The sequence below is a fragment of the Pseudomonas sp. FG6 genome (assembly GCF_057809015.1).
In genome coordinates this window covers 1-19,078 of sequence record NZ_JBMDJD010000032.1, presented here as the reverse complement: position 1 = coordinate 19,078, position 19,078 = coordinate 1, and the positions used below count along the sequence as shown (strand labels likewise).

13 protein-coding genes are annotated in these 19,078 nt (G+C 62.9%); 6 read left to right on the top strand and 7 right to left on the bottom strand.

Annotated elements, in window-relative coordinates:
- Positions 1-2: 2 nt before the first annotated feature.
- Complete coding sequence (ccoN, locus tag ACODSJ_RS19395; protein WP_489103264.1) at positions 3-1,427, bottom strand: cytochrome-c oxidase, cbb3-type subunit I; 1,425 nt, start codon at positions 1,425-1,427, stop codon at positions 3-5.
- 84 nt (positions 1,428-1,511) lie between these two features.
- On the opposite strand from ccoN, the gene ACODSJ_RS19390 reads away from it, so the two are divergent.
- Positions 1,512-2,207 (top strand): alpha/beta family hydrolase, encoded by a 696-nt coding sequence (locus ACODSJ_RS19390; protein WP_489103263.1) that lies wholly within the window; start codon positions 1,512-1,514, stop codon positions 2,205-2,207.
- A 127-nt stretch (positions 2,208-2,334) separates the two neighbouring features.
- Here ACODSJ_RS19390 and ACODSJ_RS19385 read toward each other — a convergent pair whose 3' ends face one another.
- From ACODSJ_RS19385 to acnA, 3 genes are all read right to left on the bottom strand, one after another.
- Complete coding sequence (locus ACODSJ_RS19385; protein ID WP_489103262.1) at positions 2,335-3,900, bottom strand: methyl-accepting chemotaxis protein; 1,566 nt, start codon at positions 3,898-3,900, stop codon at positions 2,335-2,337.
- A gap of 77 nt (positions 3,901-3,977) precedes the next feature.
- Positions 3,978-4,766, bottom strand: coding sequence for a CPBP family intramembrane glutamic endopeptidase (locus ACODSJ_RS19380; protein ID WP_489103261.1), 789 nt, complete (start codon positions 4,764-4,766; stop codon positions 3,978-3,980).
- A 342-nt stretch (positions 4,767-5,108) separates the two neighbouring features.
- Entirely contained in the window at positions 5,109-7,850 is a 2,742-nt protein-coding gene (acnA, locus tag ACODSJ_RS19375) for an aconitate hydratase AcnA (protein WP_489103260.1), read from the bottom strand.
- 166 nt (positions 7,851-8,016) lie between these two features.
- Between acnA and rlmM the strand changes: the two genes are divergently transcribed.
- Positions 8,017-9,090, top strand: coding sequence for a 23S rRNA (cytidine(2498)-2'-O)-methyltransferase RlmM (gene rlmM, locus ACODSJ_RS19370; protein ID WP_489103259.1), 1,074 nt, complete (start codon positions 8,017-8,019; stop codon positions 9,088-9,090).
- 195 nt (positions 9,091-9,285) lie between these two features.
- The gene (gene tusA / locus ACODSJ_RS19365; protein WP_489103258.1) at positions 9,286-9,537 is read left to right on the top strand and encodes a sulfurtransferase TusA; all 252 of its coding nucleotides are present in this window, start codon (positions 9,286-9,288) and stop codon (positions 9,535-9,537) included.
- Here the strand turns inward: tusA and ACODSJ_RS19360 are convergent.
- Complete coding sequence (locus tag ACODSJ_RS19360; RefSeq protein WP_489103257.1) at positions 9,534-10,937, bottom strand: MATE family efflux transporter; 1,404 nt, start codon at positions 10,935-10,937, stop codon at positions 9,534-9,536. The two genes, tusA and ACODSJ_RS19360, sit on opposite strands and share 4 nt — an antisense overlap.
- Positions 10,938-11,228: 291 nt before the next feature.
- Here ACODSJ_RS19360 and pdxB point away from each other — a divergent pair, with 291 nt between their 5' ends.
- Complete coding sequence (gene pdxB, locus ACODSJ_RS19355; RefSeq protein WP_489103256.1) at positions 11,229-12,371, top strand: 4-phosphoerythronate dehydrogenase PdxB; 1,143 nt, start codon at positions 11,229-11,231, stop codon at positions 12,369-12,371.
- A 125-nt stretch (positions 12,372-12,496) separates the two neighbouring features.
- On the opposite strand, the gene ACODSJ_RS19350 is transcribed toward pdxB, so the two are convergent.
- Positions 12,497-12,676 carry a PA1571 family protein gene (locus ACODSJ_RS19350; RefSeq protein WP_489103255.1) on the bottom strand — a complete coding sequence of 60 codons (180 nt, stop codon included), beginning with the start codon at positions 12,674-12,676 and terminating at the stop codon, positions 12,497-12,499.
- A gap of 246 nt (positions 12,677-12,922) precedes the next feature.
- Here ACODSJ_RS19350 and ACODSJ_RS19345 point away from each other — a divergent pair, with 246 nt between their 5' ends.
- Positions 12,923-14,704, top strand: a complete 1,782-nt coding sequence (locus tag ACODSJ_RS19345; RefSeq protein ID WP_489103254.1) for an ABC transporter transmembrane domain-containing protein — start codon at positions 12,923-12,925, stop codon at positions 14,702-14,704.
- Between the two features lie 206 nt (positions 14,705-14,910).
- Here ACODSJ_RS19345 and ACODSJ_RS19340 read toward each other — a convergent pair whose 3' ends face one another.
- The gene (locus ACODSJ_RS19340; RefSeq protein ID WP_489103253.1) at positions 14,911-16,839 is read right to left on the bottom strand and encodes a transglycosylase SLT domain-containing protein; all 1,929 of its coding nucleotides are present in this window, start codon (positions 16,837-16,839) and stop codon (positions 14,911-14,913) included.
- A 214-nt stretch (positions 16,840-17,053) separates the two neighbouring features.
- Between ACODSJ_RS19340 and ACODSJ_RS19335 the strand changes: the two genes are divergently transcribed.
- Entirely contained in the window at positions 17,054-18,973 is a 1,920-nt protein-coding gene (locus ACODSJ_RS19335) for an ATP-binding cassette domain-containing protein (protein WP_489103252.1), read from the top strand.
- The last annotated feature ends 105 nt before the right edge of the window (positions 18,974-19,078 follow it).

Sequence of the window (19,078 nt, the reverse complement as noted above, 5' to 3'; positions counted from 1 at the left end):
CCTCAGGCCATCTGCGCGGCAGCGGCGGCTTCGGCAGGCTGGTAGGCCCGCACGGTGCGCCAGGTGTTGTAGGCCATCAGCAGCATGCCGATGAGGAAGATCGCTCCGCCCGCCAGTCGCACGACGAAGCCTGGGTGGCTGGCCGCCAGGGTTTCGACGAAGGAGTAGGTGAGCGTGCCGTCCTCGTTCACTGCACGCCACATCAGGCCCTGGGCGATGCCGTTGACCCACATCGAAGCGATGTAGAGCACGGTGCCGATGGTGGCGAGCCAGAAGTGCGCGTTGATCAGGCCGATGCTGTGCATCTGTGGCCGACCGAAGACTTTCGGGATCATGTGGTACAGCGCGCCGATGGAGATCATTGCCACCCAGCCGAGTGCGCCGGCGTGTACGTGGCCGATGGTCCAGTCGGTGTAGTGGCTCAGGGCGTTGACGGTCTTGATGGCCATCATCGGACCTTCGAAGGTCGACATGCCGTAGAACGCCAGGGACACCACCAAGAAGCGCAGGACCGGGTCGCTGCGCAACTTATGCCAGGCACCCGACAGAGTCATCATGCCGTTGATCATGCCGCCCCAACTGGGTGCCAGCAGGATCAGCGACATCACCATGCCCAGGGACTGTGCCCAATCCGGCAGTGCGGTGTAGTGCAGGTGGTGCGGACCGGCCCAGATGTACAGGGTGATCAGCGCCCAGAAGTGGACGATGGACAGGCGATAGGAATACACCGGGCGTTCGGCCTGTTTCGGCACGAAGTAGTACATCATCCCCAGGAAACCTGCAGTGAGGAAGAAGCCCACGGCGTTGTGGCCGTACCACCATTGCACCATCGCGTCGGTGGCCCCGGCATAGATCGAGTAGGACTTGGTGAAGCTGACCGGCAGCTCCAGGTTGTTGACGATGTGCAGGATCGCCACGGTCAGGATGAACCCGCCGAAGAACCAGTTACCTACATAGATGTGCTTGGTGTTGCGCTTGGCCACGGTGCCGAAGAATACGATGGCGTAGGCGACCCAGACGATGGTGATCAGGATGTCGATCGGCCATTCCAGCTCGGCGTATTCCTTGGAACTGGTGTAGCCCAGTGGCAGGCTGATAGCCGCCAGCAGGATCACCAGTTGCCAGCCCCAGAAGCAGAACGCGGCGATCTTCGGCGCGAACAGCTGGGTCTGGCAGGTGCGTTGCACCGAATAAAACGAACTGGCAAACAACGCGCACCCGCCGAAAGCGAAGATCACCGCGTTGGTGTGCAGTGGGCGCAGGCGGCCGAAGCTGGTCCATGGCAAATCGAAGTTGAGTTGTGGCCAGACCAATTGGGCGGCGAGAAAAACCCCGAGCCCCATCCCGACGATGCCCCACACCACCGTCATAATGGCGAATTGGCGGACCACCTTGTAGTTGTAGGCGGTACTGATAGAAGTGTTCATGGTTCCCCATCCACGGTTCAGGCCGAAGAGCTGGCTGCGCAGCGCTTCGCCTGGAGTTATAGGCAGACTAAAAGCGAGGCAAGCATGGACAAACAGCACAAGGCCAGTATTGACGGGGATCAATGGGCGCGGTGCGTGGAACAGCGCGGTTGGCGCTGGACGGCCGCGCAATCGGGCACCCTTGAGGAGGCCCCGACGCTGATCCTCGCCCACGGCGCCGGTGCACCGATGGACAGCGAATTCATGGCGCAAATGGCCGCGCGCCTTGCTGCGCATGGGGTCAACGTGTTGCGTTTCGAGTTTCCCTACATGGCCCAGCGGCGCCAGGATGGGGGCAAGCGTCCACCCAACCCGGCACCTAAGCTGTTGGAGTGCTGGCGTGACGTGTATGCCGCAGTGCGGCCTTATGTCGCTGGACGGCTGGCTATTGGCGGCAAGTCCATGGGCGGACGCATGGCGAGCCTGCTGGCCGATGAGTTGAAGGCCGATGCGCTGGTCTGCCTGGGGTATCCGTTCTATGCCGTGGGCAAGCCGGAGAAGCCACGGGTGGAACACCTGGCGGGTTTGAAGACCCGGACTTTGATTGTCCAGGGTGAGCGCGATGCGCTGGGCAATTGGGAGGCGGTGCAGGGGTATGCCTTGTCGCCGAGTATCGAGGTGATGTGGCTGGTGGCAGGGGATCATGACTTGAAGCCGTTGAAGGCTTCGGGGTTCAGTCATGATCAGCATCTGGAAGCGGCGGTGACTAGGGTGGCGGAGTTTCTTCTTCTAGATCGATAGCGCCTGTCCTAGCCTTTTCGCGATCCGACTTGCTCGCGAAGACGGTTCATGGCGTGGCTCACTTTTGAAGTGGCAATAAAAAACCGGAAAGCATCCACTTCCCGGTTTTTTATTGAGCAGATGTCTATCAGCGGTTAAACCGCTCCACCAACGAATACTGCGTAGTGGCCGTGCGGGTCAGTTCTTCGCTCAGCAGCGCCGAGCTGTGGGCCTGACCTGAGGTCTGGTCGGCCAGCTGCGAAATGTTGCTGATGTTGCGGCTGATCTCTTCGGCCACCGAGCTTTGCTCCTCGGTGGCGGCGGCGATCTGGGTGGTCATGTCGGTGATGTTGGCCACCGCTTCGCTGATCCCCACCAGTGCCTGGTCCGCCTCCATGACCCGTGCCACGCCTTCCTCGGCCTGGCGATGGCCGGCGTCCATGGTCTGCACGGCATTGGTGGCCGTCTGCTGGAGCTTGGCGATCAGGGCATGGATCTGCCCGGTGGATTCACTGGTGCGTTGCGCCAGTTGTCGCACTTCGTCGGCCACCACGGCAAAGCCGCGACCCATTTCACCGGCACGGGCCGCTTCGATGGCGGCGTTGAGTGCCAGCAGGTTGGTCTGGTCGGCGATGCCCTTGATCACGTCCACCACGCCACCGATCTCGTCGCTGTCCCTGGCCAGTTGGGTCACGGTCTGCCCGGTTTCGCCGACCACGACCGACAGGCGCTCGATGGCTTCGCGGGTTTCCCCGGCGATATCGCGGCCACGCCCGGTCAGGCGATTGGCTTCCTGGGTGGCATCGGCGGTGCGTTGCACGTGGCTGGCGACTTCCTGGGTGGTGGCGGCCATCTCGTTGACCGCCGTGGCGACCTGTTCGGTCTCCAACCGCTGGCGCTCAAGGCCCGTGGAGCTGTCGTGGGCCAGGGTATTGGACTGGCGCGCCTGCTCGTTGAGGTGCTCGGCGGTGTCCTGCAAGCGGGTCAGGCAGGTTTTCAGGCGGGCTTCCTGGCTGAGGATCGACATCTCCAGGCGTGCCTGGGCGCCGCGGCTGTCGGTGTACATGCGGGCGATCAACGGGTCGGAAGTGGTTTGCTCGGCCAGCCGCAACAGGCGCTTGATGCCGCGTTGTTGCCATTGCAGGCCCATCAACCCCAGCGGCACCGACAGCAGCGCGGCGAGGGCGAAGCCCCATTGGGAATTCAGGAAGGCGCCGACGATGAAGCTGAGCTGGCTGACCAGGATAAACGGCAACCAATCCTGCAGCATGGGCACCCACTTGTCACTGTGCGGAACCGCCGGCTTGCCCTGGTTGATGCGTTGATAGAGCGCTTCGGCGCGGCTGATCTGCTCGGCAGTGGGCTTGACCCTGACCGATTCATAGCCGACCACCTGGTTGCCTTCGAAGACCGGCGTGACATAGGCGTTGACCCAATAGTGGTCACCGCTCTTGCAGCGATTCTTGACGATGCCCATCCAGGGCGAGCCCTGTTTCAACGTGTTCCACATGTGTGCGAACACAGCGGGAGGCACGTCGGGGTGTCGCACCAGGTTGTGAGGCGAATGGATCAGTTCTTCTTTCGAAAACCCGCTCACATCGACGAATGCGTCGTTGCAGTAAGTGATCACACCCTTGGCGTTGGTGGTGGAAATCAAGCGTTGTTGCGCCGGAAAGGTTCTCTCGCGCTGTGTGACGGGCTGGTTGTTACGCATGGTGTGTAGGTCCGCAAGGCTTTGAAAGGTTGTCGGCGCTAGCAGGTTTTAATTGAAGATATTTTCACCTTTCGCTATCACGCCAGCATCGGGTAGGTAAATAGGGCGAAATGAAGCAGGTTGAGCAAAAAATGGGTGGCGATTGCCGCCCCCAGCCCGCCAAAACGGTAGGCCAGTCCATAGCCAATCCCCGCCAGGCCCGACAGCAGCACCCATTGCCAACCCGCCCCGGCGTGCACCAGGCCGAAAAACGCCGAGGCCAGGAGCAGCGCCAGGTTGTCGCCGTGCTTCAACTGTTTGAAGCAGCGGCTGAGCCCACCTTGAATGTAGCCACGGAACAGCGCTTCCTCCACCAGGGTCACCAACAAAAGGTTGTTGCACACCCACAGCCAGGCGTGTGCCGGCCACTTGGGTGCCCAGTGGATCATGCCCAGCAGCATCGCCCCGCCCAGCGCCAGCACAGCGCTCAAAACCAGCCCCAGCGCCGTGGCGTAGACCGACAGGCGCAACGAGCGCCGGCCAACGATCCAGGGGCAGGCCAACAATAGCCAGAAGCCGATCAGGGGCTTGTCCTGGTTCAGGTACATGGCAAACCGGGCGGCATCGTCGGTCAGGCGTTGCGCCGGGATGGCCCGGCCATTGAAAAAGCCCGGCATCCAATGCAGGGCCAGGGCCAGGGCCATCACCACAAACAGGACATGACCGAGAAACCGGCCGACGGAGGTCTGCTGCTGGCGCACCGCAAAGCCGGCAAACAACAGCAGCGCAAGGGAGATTGCGACGGTCCAGGCCAATTGCCCGTAGGCCAGGGCCAAGCCATAGCCGAGGGCGAGCATGGCCAGGTAAGGCCAGGGGAGAGCGGGCATAGAACATCCTTTTAGACTGTGGAGCTTCGGCGGGCATGGCCGCGTCTACGACGTCGCCACGTCGCGCAAAGAGCACATTTGCGCTCCTGCACGTTCATGCGCGAGAGGGTTCATTACGAGTGGTGCAGGCCGTTGGCTGACTCGGTTCCGTGAGCGCCGGGGCGATTATAGGCAGGTCGGTGCCGAGAGGCTAATAACGGTCGGTTGGCGAAAAAAAACCTGTGGGAGCGAGCCTGCTCGCGATAGGGGCGTTTCAGTCAACATCATGTTGGCTGATCCACCGCTATCGCGAGCAGGCTCGCTCCCACGGGGGAACTGGTACTACAAAAGAACCGAGCTGTCCTAGGCGGCGATCAACTGCCGCAGAACGTAGTGCAAGATCCCGCCGGCCTTGAAATATTCCACTTCGTTCAAGGTGTCGATCCGGCACAGCACTTCAATGCGCTCCTGGCGCCCGTCCTCCCGGGTGACGACCACCGGCAGGTTCATGCGCGGGGTCAGTTCGACGCCGCTCAGGCCCAGGATCTCCAGGGTTTCCTGGCCGGTCAGGTTCAGGCTCTTGCGGTTCTGGTCGAGCTTGAACTGCAACGGCAGCACGCCCATGCCCACCAGGTTGGAGCGATGGATACGCTCGAAACTCTCGGCGATCACCGCCTTGACCCCCAGCAGGTTGGTGCCCTTGGCGGCCCAGTCCCGGCTCGAACCGGTGCCGTATTCCTGCCCGGCAATCACCACCAGCGGCGTGCCGGTGGCCTGATATCGCATGGCGGCATCGTAGATCGACATTTTTTCGCCGCTAGGGATGTGGATCGTATTGCCGCCTTCTTCGCCGCCGAGCATTTCGTTGCGAATGCGGATGTTGGCGAACGTGCCGCGCATCATCACCTGGTGGTTGCCGCGCCTTGAGCCATAGGAGTTGAAATCCCGGGGCTCGACGCCTTGTTCGCGCAGGTAGCGCCCGGCCGGGCTGTCGGCCTTGATGTTGCCGGCCGGGGAGATGTGGTCGGTGGTCACGGAGTCGCCCAAGAGGGCCAGGACGCGTGCGCCCTTGATGTCCTTGATGGCCGGTGGCGGCCCGTCGATGCCGTCGAAGAACGGCGGGTGCTGGATGTAGGTCGAGTCCGGCTGCCAGACATACGTGGCCGCTTGCGGCACTTCGATGGCTTGCCATTGCTCGTCACCGGCAAACACGGCGGCGTATTCCTTGTGGAACATGCCGGTGTCGACCTGGGCCACGGCATCGGCCACTTCCCGGCTGCTGGGCCAGATGTCCCGCAGGTACACCGGCTTGCCATCGCGGTCGTTGCCCAGCGGCTCGCTGCTGATGTCGATGCGTACCGTGCCCGCCAACGCATAGGCGACCACCAGCGGTGGCGAGGCCAGCCAGTTGGTTTTTACCAGCGGATGCACCCGTCCTTCGAAATTGCGGTTGCCCGACAGCACCGAAGCCACGGTCAGGTCGGCCTTCTGGATGGCTTTTTCAATCGGCTCGGGCAATGGACCAGAGTTGCCGATGCACGTCGTGCAACCGTAGCCCACCAGGGCGAAGCCGAGTTTGTCGAGGTATTCGGTCAGCCCGGCGGCCTGGTAGTAATCGGTGACCACCTTGGAACCCGGCGCCAGGGAACTCTTGACCCAGGGCTTGCGGGTCAGGCCCCTTTCCACGGCTTTCTTCGCCAGCAGCCCGGCGGCCATCATCACGCTGGGGTTGGAGGTGTTGGTGCAGGAGGTAATGGCGGCGATCACCACCGCGCCGTTTTTCAGGCGATGGGTCTGACCTTCGAATTCATAATCGGTTTCACCCACCTGATCGGCATTGCCTACCGCCACGCCACCACCGCCTTCGCTCTCCAAGCGACCTTCTTCTTTGCTGGTGGGCTTGACCTGCAGGCCGAGGAAGTCGCTGAAGGCCTGGCCGACGTTCGGCAGTGCGACGCGGTCTTGCGGGCGTTTGGGGCCGGCGAGGCTGGCTTCGACGCTGCCCATGTCCAGCTCCAGGGTGTCGGTGAACAGCGGTTCCTGGCCGGGCAAGCGCCACAGGCCCTGGGCCTTGCAATAGGCTTCGACCAGCTTCACGGTCTCCGCCGGGCGCCCGGACAGGCGCAGGTAGTCCAGGGTCACGTCATCCACCGGGAAAAAACCGCAGGTGGCGCCGTATTCCGGGGCCATGTTGGCGAGGGTGGCGCGGTCGGCCAGTGGCAGGTCGGCGAGGCCGTCGCCATGGAACTCGACGAATTTGCCCACCACGCCTTTCTTGCGCAGCATTTGCGTGACGGTCAACACCAGGTCGGTGGCAGTGATGCCTTCGCGCAACTTGCCGGTGAGCTTGAAGCCAATCACTTCCGGAATCAGCATCGACACCGGTTGGCCGAGCATGGCCGCTTCCGCCTCGATCCCGCCGACACCCCAGCCCAGTACGCCGAGGCCGTTGATCATGGTGGTGTGGGAGTCGGTGCCCACCAGGGTGTCGGGGAAGGCATAGGTGCGACCGTCTTCCTCCGTGGTCCATACGGTGCGACCCAGGTATTCGAGGTTGACCTGATGGCAGATGCCCGTGCCCGGTGGCACCACGCTGAAATTGGCGAAAGCGCTCTGGCCCCAGCGCAGGAAGGCGTAGCGTTCACCGTTGCGCTGCATTTCGATGTCGACGTTCTGCTCGAACGCCTGGCGGCTGGCGAAGCGGTCGACCATGACCGAGTGGTCGATCACCAGGTCCACCGGCGACAATGGGTTGATTCGCTGCGGGTCGCCGCCGGCCTTCTCCACGGCAGCGCGCATGGCGGCCAGGTCGACCACGGCGGGGACGCCGGTGAAGTCTTGCATCAACACTCGCGCCGGGCGGTACTGGATCTCCCGGTCGGAGCGGCGGTCCTTGAGCCACCCGGCCAAGGCCTTGAGGTCGGTGCCGGTGACGGTTGTGCCGTCCTCCCAGCGCAGCAGGTTTTCCAACAGCACTTTGAGCGACATGGGCAGCGTGTCCAGCTCGCCCAGGCTGCGGGCCGCCTCCGGCAGGCTGAAATAATGGTAGGTCCTGGCGTCGACTTGCAGCGTCTTGAGGGTTTTCAGGCTATCGATGGAGGGCATTGAAATCACTCCTTTGAGTCCGCACGGCGACGGACTGACGGAACGGACAGAGCTTTTAACCTAGTCCTGTTTTGACCGAATGACTAATCACTGGACTCTAGAGGCAGTTCGGGGTTCCGAACTCCGCTATCATGCGCCGGTTTCGTGACAGCGCTACGGAGTTTCAATGAACACGCTTTTCATGCATTGCCGGCCGGGTTTCGAGGGCGAAGTCTGCTCCGAGATGGCCGACCACGCCGTGCGCCTGGACGTGGCGGGCTACGCCAGGGCTAAACCGGCCAGCGCCTGCGCCGAATTTGTCTGCAGCGAAGACGACGGCGCCGAGCGGCTGATGCGCGGTCTGCGTTTCGCCGAGCTGATTTTCCCGCGTCAATGGGCGCGCGGCACCTTCATTGACCTGCCGGAAACCGACCGCATCAGCGTCATCCTGGCGCACATGGCGGCGATGCCGGTGTGCGGCAGCCTGTGGCTGGAGGTGCTCGATACCAATGACGGCAAAGAACTGTCGAACTTCTGCAAGAAATTCGAAGGCCCGCTGCGCAAGGCGTTGAGCGGGGCCGGCAAGTTGGTGGAAGACCCGCGCAAGCCGCGCCTGTTGCTGACCTTCAAGAGCGGCCGCGAGGTGTTTTTGGGGCTGGCGGAGGCCGACAATTCGGCGATGTGGCCGATGGGCATTCCCCGGTTGAAATTCCCCCGGGAAGCGCCGAGCCGCTCGACCCTCAAGCTTGAAGAGGCTTGGCACCATTTCATCCCCAAAGACCAATGGGACGAGCGCCTGCACAGCGACATGACCGGCGTGGACCTCGGCGCGGCGCCAGGTGGCTGGACCTGGCAACTGGTCAACCGCGGCATGCTGGTGACCGCCATCGACAACGGCCCGATGGCCGAGAGCCTGATGGACACGGGGCTGGTGCAGCATCTGATGGCTGACGGTTTTACCTTCAAGCCCAGGCAGCCGGTGGATTGGATGGTCTGCGACATCGTCGAGAAGCCGGCGCGCAACGCGGCGATGCTGGAAGAGTGGATTGGCGAAGGGCATTGCCGCGAGGCGGTGGTCAACCTCAAGTTGCCGATGAAACAGCGCTATGCCGAGGTGAAACGCCTGCTCGAACGCATCGCCGATGGCTTCAAGGCTCGTGGTATCAAGGTCGAGATCGGTTGCAAGCAGCTGTATCACGACCGTGAGGAAGTGACGTGCCATTTGCGGCGGCTGGATACGAAAAAGCCCAAGTCCCGCTGAAGTATGTAGCGAGCTCTTGTGGCGAGGGAGCTTGCTCCCGCTCGGCTGCGAAGCAGTCGTCGATGTTTAGACCCAACAGGGCATTGGGGTCGCTTCGCAACCCAGCGGGAGCAAGCTCCCTCGCCACAGGATGATGCACCTCTGTTAAGCGCGCCGACATTGCGCGACAATGCCGGCCAGTTTCAGGAGTACACGATGAGTGAAATGAACGATACACCGGTCGACGGCACGCTGGATGCCACCGGCCTCAACTGCCCGGAGCCGGTGATGATGCTGCACCAGCACATCCGCGACCTGGTGCCCGGTGGGCTGCTGAAAGTGATCGCCACCGACCCCTCGACGCGCCGCGATATCCCCAAGTTTTGCGTGTTCCTGGACCACGAACTGGTGGCCCAGCGTGAAGAAGCAGGCACGTACCTTTACTGGATCCGCAAGAAACTCGCCTAACCCCTCGAGCGGCTGATGCGGATCTGCTTGCGCGCACTGCGCGCCAAACGGATCGACAGCATCAACGCCGCGCAGCTCAAACCCGCGATCAAGCCCTGCCACAACCCACTCGGACCGCTGGCGGGGCCAAGCCAGTCGGTCAGGCCGAGGGTGTAGCCCACCGGCAGGCCGATGCCCCAATAGGCGAACAGCGTCAGGATCATTGTCACCCGAGTGTCCTGATAGCCGCGCAATGCCCCGGCCGCCGTGACCTGGATGGCATCGGAGAACTGGAACAGGGCTGCGTACACGATCAGCATCGACGCCACTTCGATGACCACCGGATCGGCGGTGTAGATCGCCGCGATGGGACCGCGCAGGCTGAACATCAGGCTGGCCGAAAGGCAGGCGTAGGCCAGCGCCGTGCCCATGCCCACACCGGCGGCGAAGCGGGCTTCGCGAGGTTGACGCCGTCCCTGGGCCTGGCCGACCCGCACGGTCACGGCCATGCCCAGGGAGTAGGGGATCATGAACACCAGAGAGCTGAAGTTCAGGGCAATCTGGTGGCCGGCCACCACGGTGGCGCCGAGGCTGCCGATCAGCAGCGCGATCACCGCGAAAATACTCGACTCGGCAAACACGGCGATGCCGATCGGCAAGCCGATGCCCAGCAAGCGCTGGATGACCGCCCATTGTGGCCACTCGAAGCGGCTGAACAGCTGGCTCGCCTGGTAGGCGGGCGCCCAACGGGCCCAGCCGGCCATGCCTACAGCCATGGCCCACATCACGATGGCCGTGGCCCAGCCGCACCCGACACCGCCCATGGCGGGCACGCCCAGATGGCCATAAATGAAGATGTAGTTGAGTGGAATGTTCAGTGCCAGGCCGCACAGCCCCAAGATCATTGCCGGTCGCGTTCGCCCCAGGCCATCGCTGTAGCAGCGCAGCACGTGATACAGCGCGACCGCCGGCAACCCGGTGCCGATGCCGCGCAAATATTCCATGCAGGGACCGATCAGTTCGGGGTCGACCTTCATGAGGTGCAGGATCGGTTCGGCGCTGAACAGCGCCAGCGTCGCCAGCAGCCCCACCGACAGCGCCAGCCAGAGTGCCTGGCGCACCAAGGGACCGATCTCGGCGAACGTACCGGCGCCGAAGCGCTGGGCGACTTTCGGCGTGGTGGCCAGCAGCGTGCCGGTCATCAACAGGAACACCGGCACCCAGATCGAATTGCCCAGCGCCACCGCCGCCAGGTCGCGCGGCCCGACACGGCCGGCCATCACTGCATCGACAAAACCCATGGCCGTGGTCGCCAGTTGCGCGACCATGATCGGCACGGCCAGTGCGAGCAGCGTCTTGAGCTCCAGGCGGGTCCGGGCCAGGCGGGAGAGGGTGGCGGGGTTGTCGATCACAGGGTTCACAGGCGGAGCGTCCGAAAAGGTTTAGCGCAAGGCGGTGGATTCTACGCCCTGACACAATGGTCAGGAAAAAACCAGTGTTGGGGATTTGTAAGCGCTCACCTGTCGGGTGGATGCCCTGTGGCGAGGGAGCTTGCTCCCGCTGGCCCGCGCAGCAGGCCCGCTCCGTCAGCGACTGCTTCGCAGCCGAGCGGGAGCAAGCTCCCTCGCCACAACAGCGTTCACCGAAGTAATGCGCTGGCCCATCGAGGCGAGGAACGCCTACACTGCTCACCCCGCCAAAGGAGCTCCGCCATGCTGATCGTAGCCGACGAAAACATTCCCTTGCTCGATGCGTTTTTCCAAGGCTTCGGCGAAATCCGTCGGGTGCCCGGTCGCGGCATCGACCGTTCGATGGTTGCCCAGGCCGACGTGTTGCTGGTGCGTTCGGTCAGCCAGGTCAATCGGGCGTTGCTGGAAGGCAGCAAGGTACGCTTCGTTGGCACGTGCACCATCGGCACCGATCACCTGGACCTGGACTATTTCGCCGAGGCCGGGATTCGCTGGGCCAGTGCGCCGGGCTGCAATGCCCGCGGCGTGGTGGATTATGTACTGGGCAGCCTGATGACCCTGGCCGAAATCGAAGGCGCTGACCTCAAGCAGCGCAGCTTCGGAGTGGTCGGGGCGGGTCAGGTGGGCAGGCGGCTGATCGAAGTGCTCAAGGGGCTGGGGTGGGCCGTGAAGGTGTGCGACCCGCCGCGCCAGGCGGCCGAAGGGGGCGACTACGTGAGCCTGGAGCAGATCATCGAACAGTGCGATGTGATCAGCTTGCACACCCCCTTGACCCGCGACGGCGCGCAACCGACCTGGCATCTGTTCGATGAAGCACGCCTGAATCGACTCAAGCCCGGCACCTGGCTGATCAACGCGGCCCGGGGGCCGGTGATCGACAACGCAGCATTGCGCGAGGTGCTATTGGCCCGTGAAGACCTGCAAGCGGTGCTGGATGTGTGGGAGCAGGAACCGACCGTGGACGTGGACCTGGCCGACCTCTGCGTGATCGCCACGCCGCACATCGCCGGTTACAGCCTCGATGGCCGCCAGCGCGGCACGGCGCAGATCTACGAAGCCTTGTGCGCGTTCCTTGAACAACCGGCCCAGGTCAGCCTCGGCGACCTGCTGCCCCGGCCCTGGTTGGGCGGCATCACCCTGGATGCTGAAACCGACCCGGCCTGGGCGCTGGCGGCGATGTGTCGGGGCGTTTACGACCCGCGCCGGGACGATGCGGATTTTCGTCGCAGCCTGGTGGGCACGGTCGATGAGCAGCGCCGTGCCTTCGATGCCTTGCGCAAGCACTACCCGCCACGCCGGGAGATCGACAGCCTGAAGGTTCGTGTCGACGGCCAGTCGCCGGCCTTGCAACAAATCGTGACCGCACTGGGGGCCACCTTCCTTTAACTGTGGCGCGCTCTTGTGGCGAGGGAGCAAGCTCCCTTGCCACAAGAGCATGGCCATAGGCGCTGCAAAATCAGCCGGCATAAAAAACCCGACATCAAGGTCGGGTTCAATGAAGACGGGCTGTGTCACTTTTGTTCGGCAGGCTTGACCAGTCGCTTTTCCAGTTCGCTGCAGGCCTTCTGGATCATCTCTTCGGTGATCGGTACTTCGCGCCCTTGGGCATCGATGAACGAGCAGCCCAGGGACTGATCCGGTTGCGTGCGAATCACTTGAATCTTGTCGTCGCTGCGGTGTTGCAAGGACATGGCCTGTCTCCTCATCAGGTTGTGCGCCTACTTTAATGTCGCCAGGTGACCGAGCCATGACACTCCCTGTAGGTTCATGGCGACACCTCCACTCAATCAGAAACACAGTTGCGTTTCCAGCCAGACTTTAGACCGATAACATCTAGCCGCTAGTCGTTGTGGTCATATTTAACCTGACTCATTCTGATTCAACAGGGTGGCGCCCCGTCGGGGTGCCGCCGATCGTTTTCCCCGTTGCATTACCGGATGCCACTGATGCTCTCTGCCCAACATCGCCGTGCCATACGCCTGGCCAGCGGCTTCATCGCCCCTTATCGCAAACAGGTCATCGGCGCCTTGCTGGCGCTGATTGTCACCGCCGCTATTACCTTGTCCATGGGACAAGGCATCCGGTTGTTGGTGGACCAGGGCTTCATGACGCGCTCTACGCACCTGCTCAACCAGTCCATCGGCCTGTTCATGGCGCTGGTGGTCGGGCTGGCCATCGGCACCTTTTCCCGCTTCTACTTGGTGTCCTGGATCGGCGAGCGGGTGGTGGCCGATATCCGGCGGCAGGTTTTCAACCATCTGGTGTACTTGCACCCGGGGTTCTACGAAAACAACCGCAGTTCTGAAATCCAGTCGCGCCTGACCGCCGACACGACGTTGCTGCAGTCCGTGATCGGTTCATCGTTGTCGTTGTTCCTGCGCAACGCCTTGATGGTGGTGGGCGGCATCGTGCTGCTGTTCGTCACCAATCCCAAGCTCACCAGCATCGTGGTCATCGCCTTGCCGCTGGTGTTGGCACCGATCCTGATCTTTGGTCGGCGGGTGCGCAGCTTGTCGCGCCAGAGCCAGGACCGGATTGCCGACGTGGGCAGCTACGTCTCCGAAACCCTCGGCCAGATCAAGACCGTGCAGGCCTACAACCATCAGGTCCAGGACGAGCGTCGTTTTGCCGTCACCGTCGAGCAGGCCTTCGACACCGCCCGCAAGCGCATCGCCCAGCGGGCCTGGCTGATTACCCTGGTGATCGTGCTGGTGCTGGGCGCTGTGGGCGTGATGCTGTGGGTCGGTGGCATGGATGTGATCGCCGGGCGCATCTCCGGCGGCGAGCTGGCGGCCTTCGTGTTCTACAGCCTGATCGTCGGCAGCGCCTTCGGTACCCTGAGCGAAGTCATCGGCGAACTGCAACGGGCCGCCGGCGCTGCCGAGCGGATTGCCGAATTGCTGCGTTCGCCGAACATTATCCAGCCACCGGCCGCGGGCCTGGTGACCTTGCCTGCGCGAGTGCGTGGGGACTTGCGCCTGGAAGGCGTGCGTTTTTCCTACCCGTCACGACCGGATAGCTTCGCGGTCGACGGCCTGGACTTGACGGTCAAGGCGGGCGAAACCCTCGCGCTGGTCGGGCCGTCCGGTGCGGGCAAATCGACGGTGTACGATTTGCTGCTGCGCTTCTATGACCCGGCACAGGGGCAGATTCTCATCGACGACGTGCCGCTGACCCAGCTCGATCCCTTGGACTTGCGCCGGCACTTCGCCCTGGTTTCGCAGAACCCGGCGTTGTTTTTCGGGACGGTCGAGGAAAACATCCGCTACGGCAATCCCGATGCAACCTTCGAACAGGTGCGCGAAGCCGCGCGGATCGCCCACGCCCACGACTTCATCGAAAAAATGCCCGGCGGTTACCAGACCCACCTGGGTGATGGCGGCCTGGGCTTGTCCGGCGGTCAGCGCCAGCGGCTGGCCATTGCCCGGGCGCTGCTGGTGGACGCACCCATCCTGCTGCTGGACGAGGCTACCAGCGCCCTTGACGCACAAAGCGAACACCTGATCCAGCAAGCCTTGCCCAGCCTGATGAAAAACCGCACCACCCTGGTCATCGCCCATCGCCTGGCCACGGTGAAAAACGCCGACCGGATCGCGGTGATGGACCAGGGCAAGGTGGTGGCCGTGGGCACTCATCAGGAGCTGGTCGTCAGCAACGCGTTGTATGCACGGTTGGCGGCGTTGCAGTTCAATGTCGGTTTGGCGTCTGCAACCGACTGAAGACCTGTGGGAGCAAAGCTTGCTCGCGAGGCAGGCGACATGGTTCAACTGAAAGACTGTGCCATCGTTCATCGCGAGCAAGCTTTGCTCCCACAAGGTCCAGCACCCGACCCAGCATGTGACTCAATAGCCGACCAAAAAAATGCCCCTATCATTCACTCGATAGGGGCATTTTTTGTCTTTCAGGAACAGATGGCCGCTAACCCTCACTGATCATCAAAGTACCGCTCATGCCAGTCCACCAGCGGTTGCGGCGAGTTGAGTTTCTGGCCGTAGATCACCGAGTAGGACAACACGTTCTGCACGTATTGGCGGGTCTCGTCGAAGGGGATGCTTTCGACCCAGACGTCGAAGCTAAGGTGGTCGGCACCCCGCAGCCATTGGCGTACGCGGCCGGGGCCGGCGTTGTAGGCGGCCGAGGCCAGGACGCGGTTGCCGTTGAATTGGCTGTGGACCTGGCTCAGGTAGGCGGCGCCCAGCTGGATGTTCTTGTCCGGGTCCAGCACCTGCTTCGGCGAGGCCAGGGGAATGCTGAACTTGCGCGCGGTTTCCTTGGCCGTGCCGGGCATCAGTTGCATCAGGCCGGCGGCGCCGACGCCGGAACGGGCGTCGTCCATGAAGGCGCTTTCCTGGCGGGTAATGGCGAACGCCCAACTTGGATGCAAGCCGCGAATCCTGGCTTCGCGCACCAGGGTGTCGCGATGGGCCATCGGGAAGCGGATATCCAGGTCATCCCAGTACTTGGCCTGGCTGATGGTACGGATGGCCGGGAAGTACCATTTCAGGTCGTAGGCCAGCTTGGCCTGGGCGACCATTTCGTCGCGATTGAAATGACGGCTCACGTGATACCACTCGCGACGGCCATCGACGATTTCCCCACGGGCATGGAACTCAAGCGCCCGTCGCACGCCCGGCGTGTTGCGGACCTTGTTGATCAACGCCTGGCTCATCACCAGCGGCTTGTTGGCGAGCGAATACGGTGATTGGGCGCGGTCGGCGGCCAGGAAACCATAGAAATCCCGCTCGCGGGCCAGGTGCTTGTAAAGCGTCAGCGCTTCGGGGTTTTGCGGTTGCGCCAGCTCCAGGGTGCGGGCCTGCCAGTACCGCCAGCGGTTGGTGCTGGCCAGCGACTCGGGCAGGCGACGGGTCAGTTGGTAGGCATCGTCCCAGCGGGCCAGGCGCAACAGCAGACGCAGGCGCCATTCGGAGACGGTGTCGTCGCGCAGTTCCGGGTCGTACTTTGTCATCACGTCCAAGGCGCGGCTGTCGAAGCGCTTGGCCAGGGCCAGGCCGATTTCCCGGGCAATCGCGACTTTTTCATCCCGGGAAAAATGCATGGTGCTGGCGTAGCCGTCCAGCAGCGTCATGGCTTGTTCCGGATCCTGGCGAGCCAGGCGGCGCAGGCCGAGGCTGACGATGTCGGACATGGGCTCATCGGCCGGGGTGAAGCGTGAGGGCTGGTTGAGCAGTTCGGGTTTCTGCGCCACGTCCACCAGCAATTTGCCGCGGGGGGCGAGGGAGGTCAGGCCGCTGACCAGACTGTTGGCCAGGGGATAGTTCTTTGCCTGGGCGGCCAGCTTGGCTCGTTCCCAGCGCTTCTGCTCGGTCAGTTGGCCCTGGCTGGCCCAAAGGCCGAACAGTGCGTCGCAGGCCTGTGGCTGGGATTTGCCGGTGAGCCACAACTTATCAGTGTTGGCGTAGCCTTCGGCCTTCAGGCCATGGTTGAGCTGGTACTGGGCGTTGAGGCAGTCCAGCTCGGTGAAATTGAGCTTGGGGTCGTAATACTTGACGAAGGTGTCCCAGTCGCCGCGCTCGGTCAGCCACCGCAGCCAGCGCAGCTTCATCCAGTTGGCTTGGGGCAGGTCACCGTGCTCGGCGAGGAACTGTTCGATTTCGGCGTTGCTGGCGCTCTTCAGGCGAGCGGTCAGTTCGTCGTAGGCCAGGTACGGCTCCAGCGGATAATCGCGCAGGGCCTGGCTGTAGCGCAAATAGGGGCCTGAATCGCCCTTGGCCAAGGCGCGCTTGGCCTCGTCGTAGTACTGGCGCTGAGTGGAGATATCCACCGCCTGAGCAGACTGAACGGCAGTGGCGCATACAAAAAGACAAGACAAGACACTGAAAAGGCGACTGCTCATGATACGTCCGGGCAGAAAAAAACATGACAAGCCCAAGGCAAAACCCAGGGTAACTGTCTGTAGCTTAGCCTTTTGCCAGCAGCCGGCGAAAGCTTTGCAGGGCCGTCGGTGCAAGTTCGCAACATTTGTCATGCAGAGTGCTACGGCGACGAAATTGACGGCCTCCTGATGCCGCATCTCAGGTAGAATGCGCGCCCGGTTTTTGGAGAAGCTCATGACCCTGCTCAAATTCAGCGATGTGTCCCTTGCATTCGGCGCGATGCCGTTGTTGGACAAGGTGTCCTGGCAGATCGCCCGTGGTGAGCGGGTGTGCATCATCGGCCGCAACGGCACTGGCAAATCCAGCATGATGAAGCTGGTCAAGGGCGACCAGAAGCCGGACGACGGCTCGGTCTGGCGTGCACCCGGCCTGAAGATCGGTGAATTGCCCCAGGAACTGCCGGCAGCCGACGAGCGGACCGTGTTCGACGTGGTCGCCGAAGGCCTGGACGGGGTTGGCGCGCTGCTGGCCGAATATCACCACCTGAGCCAGAACATCGTCACCGATGCCGACCTGGACAAGCTGATGCATGTCCAGCACGACCTCGAAGCCCGCGATGGCTGGCGCTTGCAGCAGTTGGTCGACAGTACCCTGAGCCGCCTGCAACTGCCGGCCGACAAGACCCTCGCCGAGTTGTCCGGTGGCTGGCGTCGTCGCGTCCTGCTGGCCCAGGCCCTGGTGTCCGAGCCGGACCTGCTGCTGCTCGACGAACCGACCAACCACCTGGACATCGGCGCCATCGCCTGGCTCGAAGAGGCCCTGAAAGATTTCCAGGGCGCGGTACTGTTCATCACCCACGACCGTTCCTTCCTGCAAAACCTGGCGACGCGCATCCTCGAACTGGATCGTGGCGGCCTGATCGACTGGAACGGCGACTACGCCAGCTTCCTGGTGCACAAGGAAGCCGTGCTGGCGGCGGAAGAAACCGCCAACGCCCTGTTCGACAAGCGCCTGGCCCAGGAAGAAGTCTGGATTCGCCAGGGCATCAAGGCACGGCGTACCCGTAACGAAGGTCGCGTACGCGCCCTCAAGGCCCTGCGCGTGGAGCGCAGCGAACGGCGCGAGCGCACCGGCAAGGCCAATATCCAGCTGGACACGGCGGAAAAATCCGGCAAGCAGGTCATGGTGCTGGAGAACGTCAGCTTCGCCCATCCAGACGGTCCGTTGCTGGTCAAGAATTTCTCCATGGTCCTGCAGCGCGGTGACCGTATCGGCCTGCTCGGCGCCAACGGCACCGGCAAGACCACCCTGCTCAAGCTGATGCTCGGTGGCCTGGTGCCAACCAGCGGCACGGTGGAAGAGGGCACGAAGATCGATGTCGCCTACTTTGACCAGTTGCGCCATCAATTGGACCTGGAAAAGACCGTGATCGATAACGTGGCCGAGGGTCGCGATTTCATCGATATCGACGGCCAGAGCCGCCACGTGCTGAGTTACCTGGGTGACTTCCTTTTCAGCCCCCAGCGTGCCCGCACGCCGGTCAAGGCGCTGTCCGGTGGTGAGCGCGCCCGTCTGTTGCTGGCCAAGCTGTTCAGCAAGCCGGCCAACCTGCTGGTGCTCGACGAGCCAACCAACGACCTCGATGTGGAAACCCTCGAGCTGCTGGAAGAAGTGCTGCTGACGTTCAGCGGAACGGTGTTGATGGTCAGCCACGACCGGGCATTCCTCGACAACGTGGTCACCAGCACCCTGGTGTTCGAAGGCGAAGGCCTGGTTCGCGAATACGTCGGTGGTTATCAGGACTGGCTGCGCCAGGGCGGCTCGCCGCGCCTTCTGGGCGTGACCGAGAGCAAATCCGGCAAGGCTGACCTGAACTCGGCGGTGGTCAAGGCCGAGCCCGCCCCGGTTGCCGCTGCTGCGGCCCCTGCACCGACGAAGAAAAAGCTCAGCTACAAGCTACAGCGAGAGCTGGAAGCGCTGCCGGGCGAGATCGATGCGAAGGAAGCACAGATCGCTGCCGTGGAAGCTGAAATGGCCGACGCCGGTTTTTACCAGCGACCAGCGGTCGAAACCGCCAAGGTCATCGCGCACCTGGAACAGCTGCAAGCCGAGCTGGATGCACTGGTGGAGCGTTGGGCTGAGCTGGATGCCTGATCCCGCAAGGGGGGGGCAAGGCTGTTCCTGCCGTGAGTCACGGTGGCGAGGGAGCTTGCTCCCGCTGGGCTGCGAAGCGGCCCCCTTTTTGTGAGTGCTTCGCAC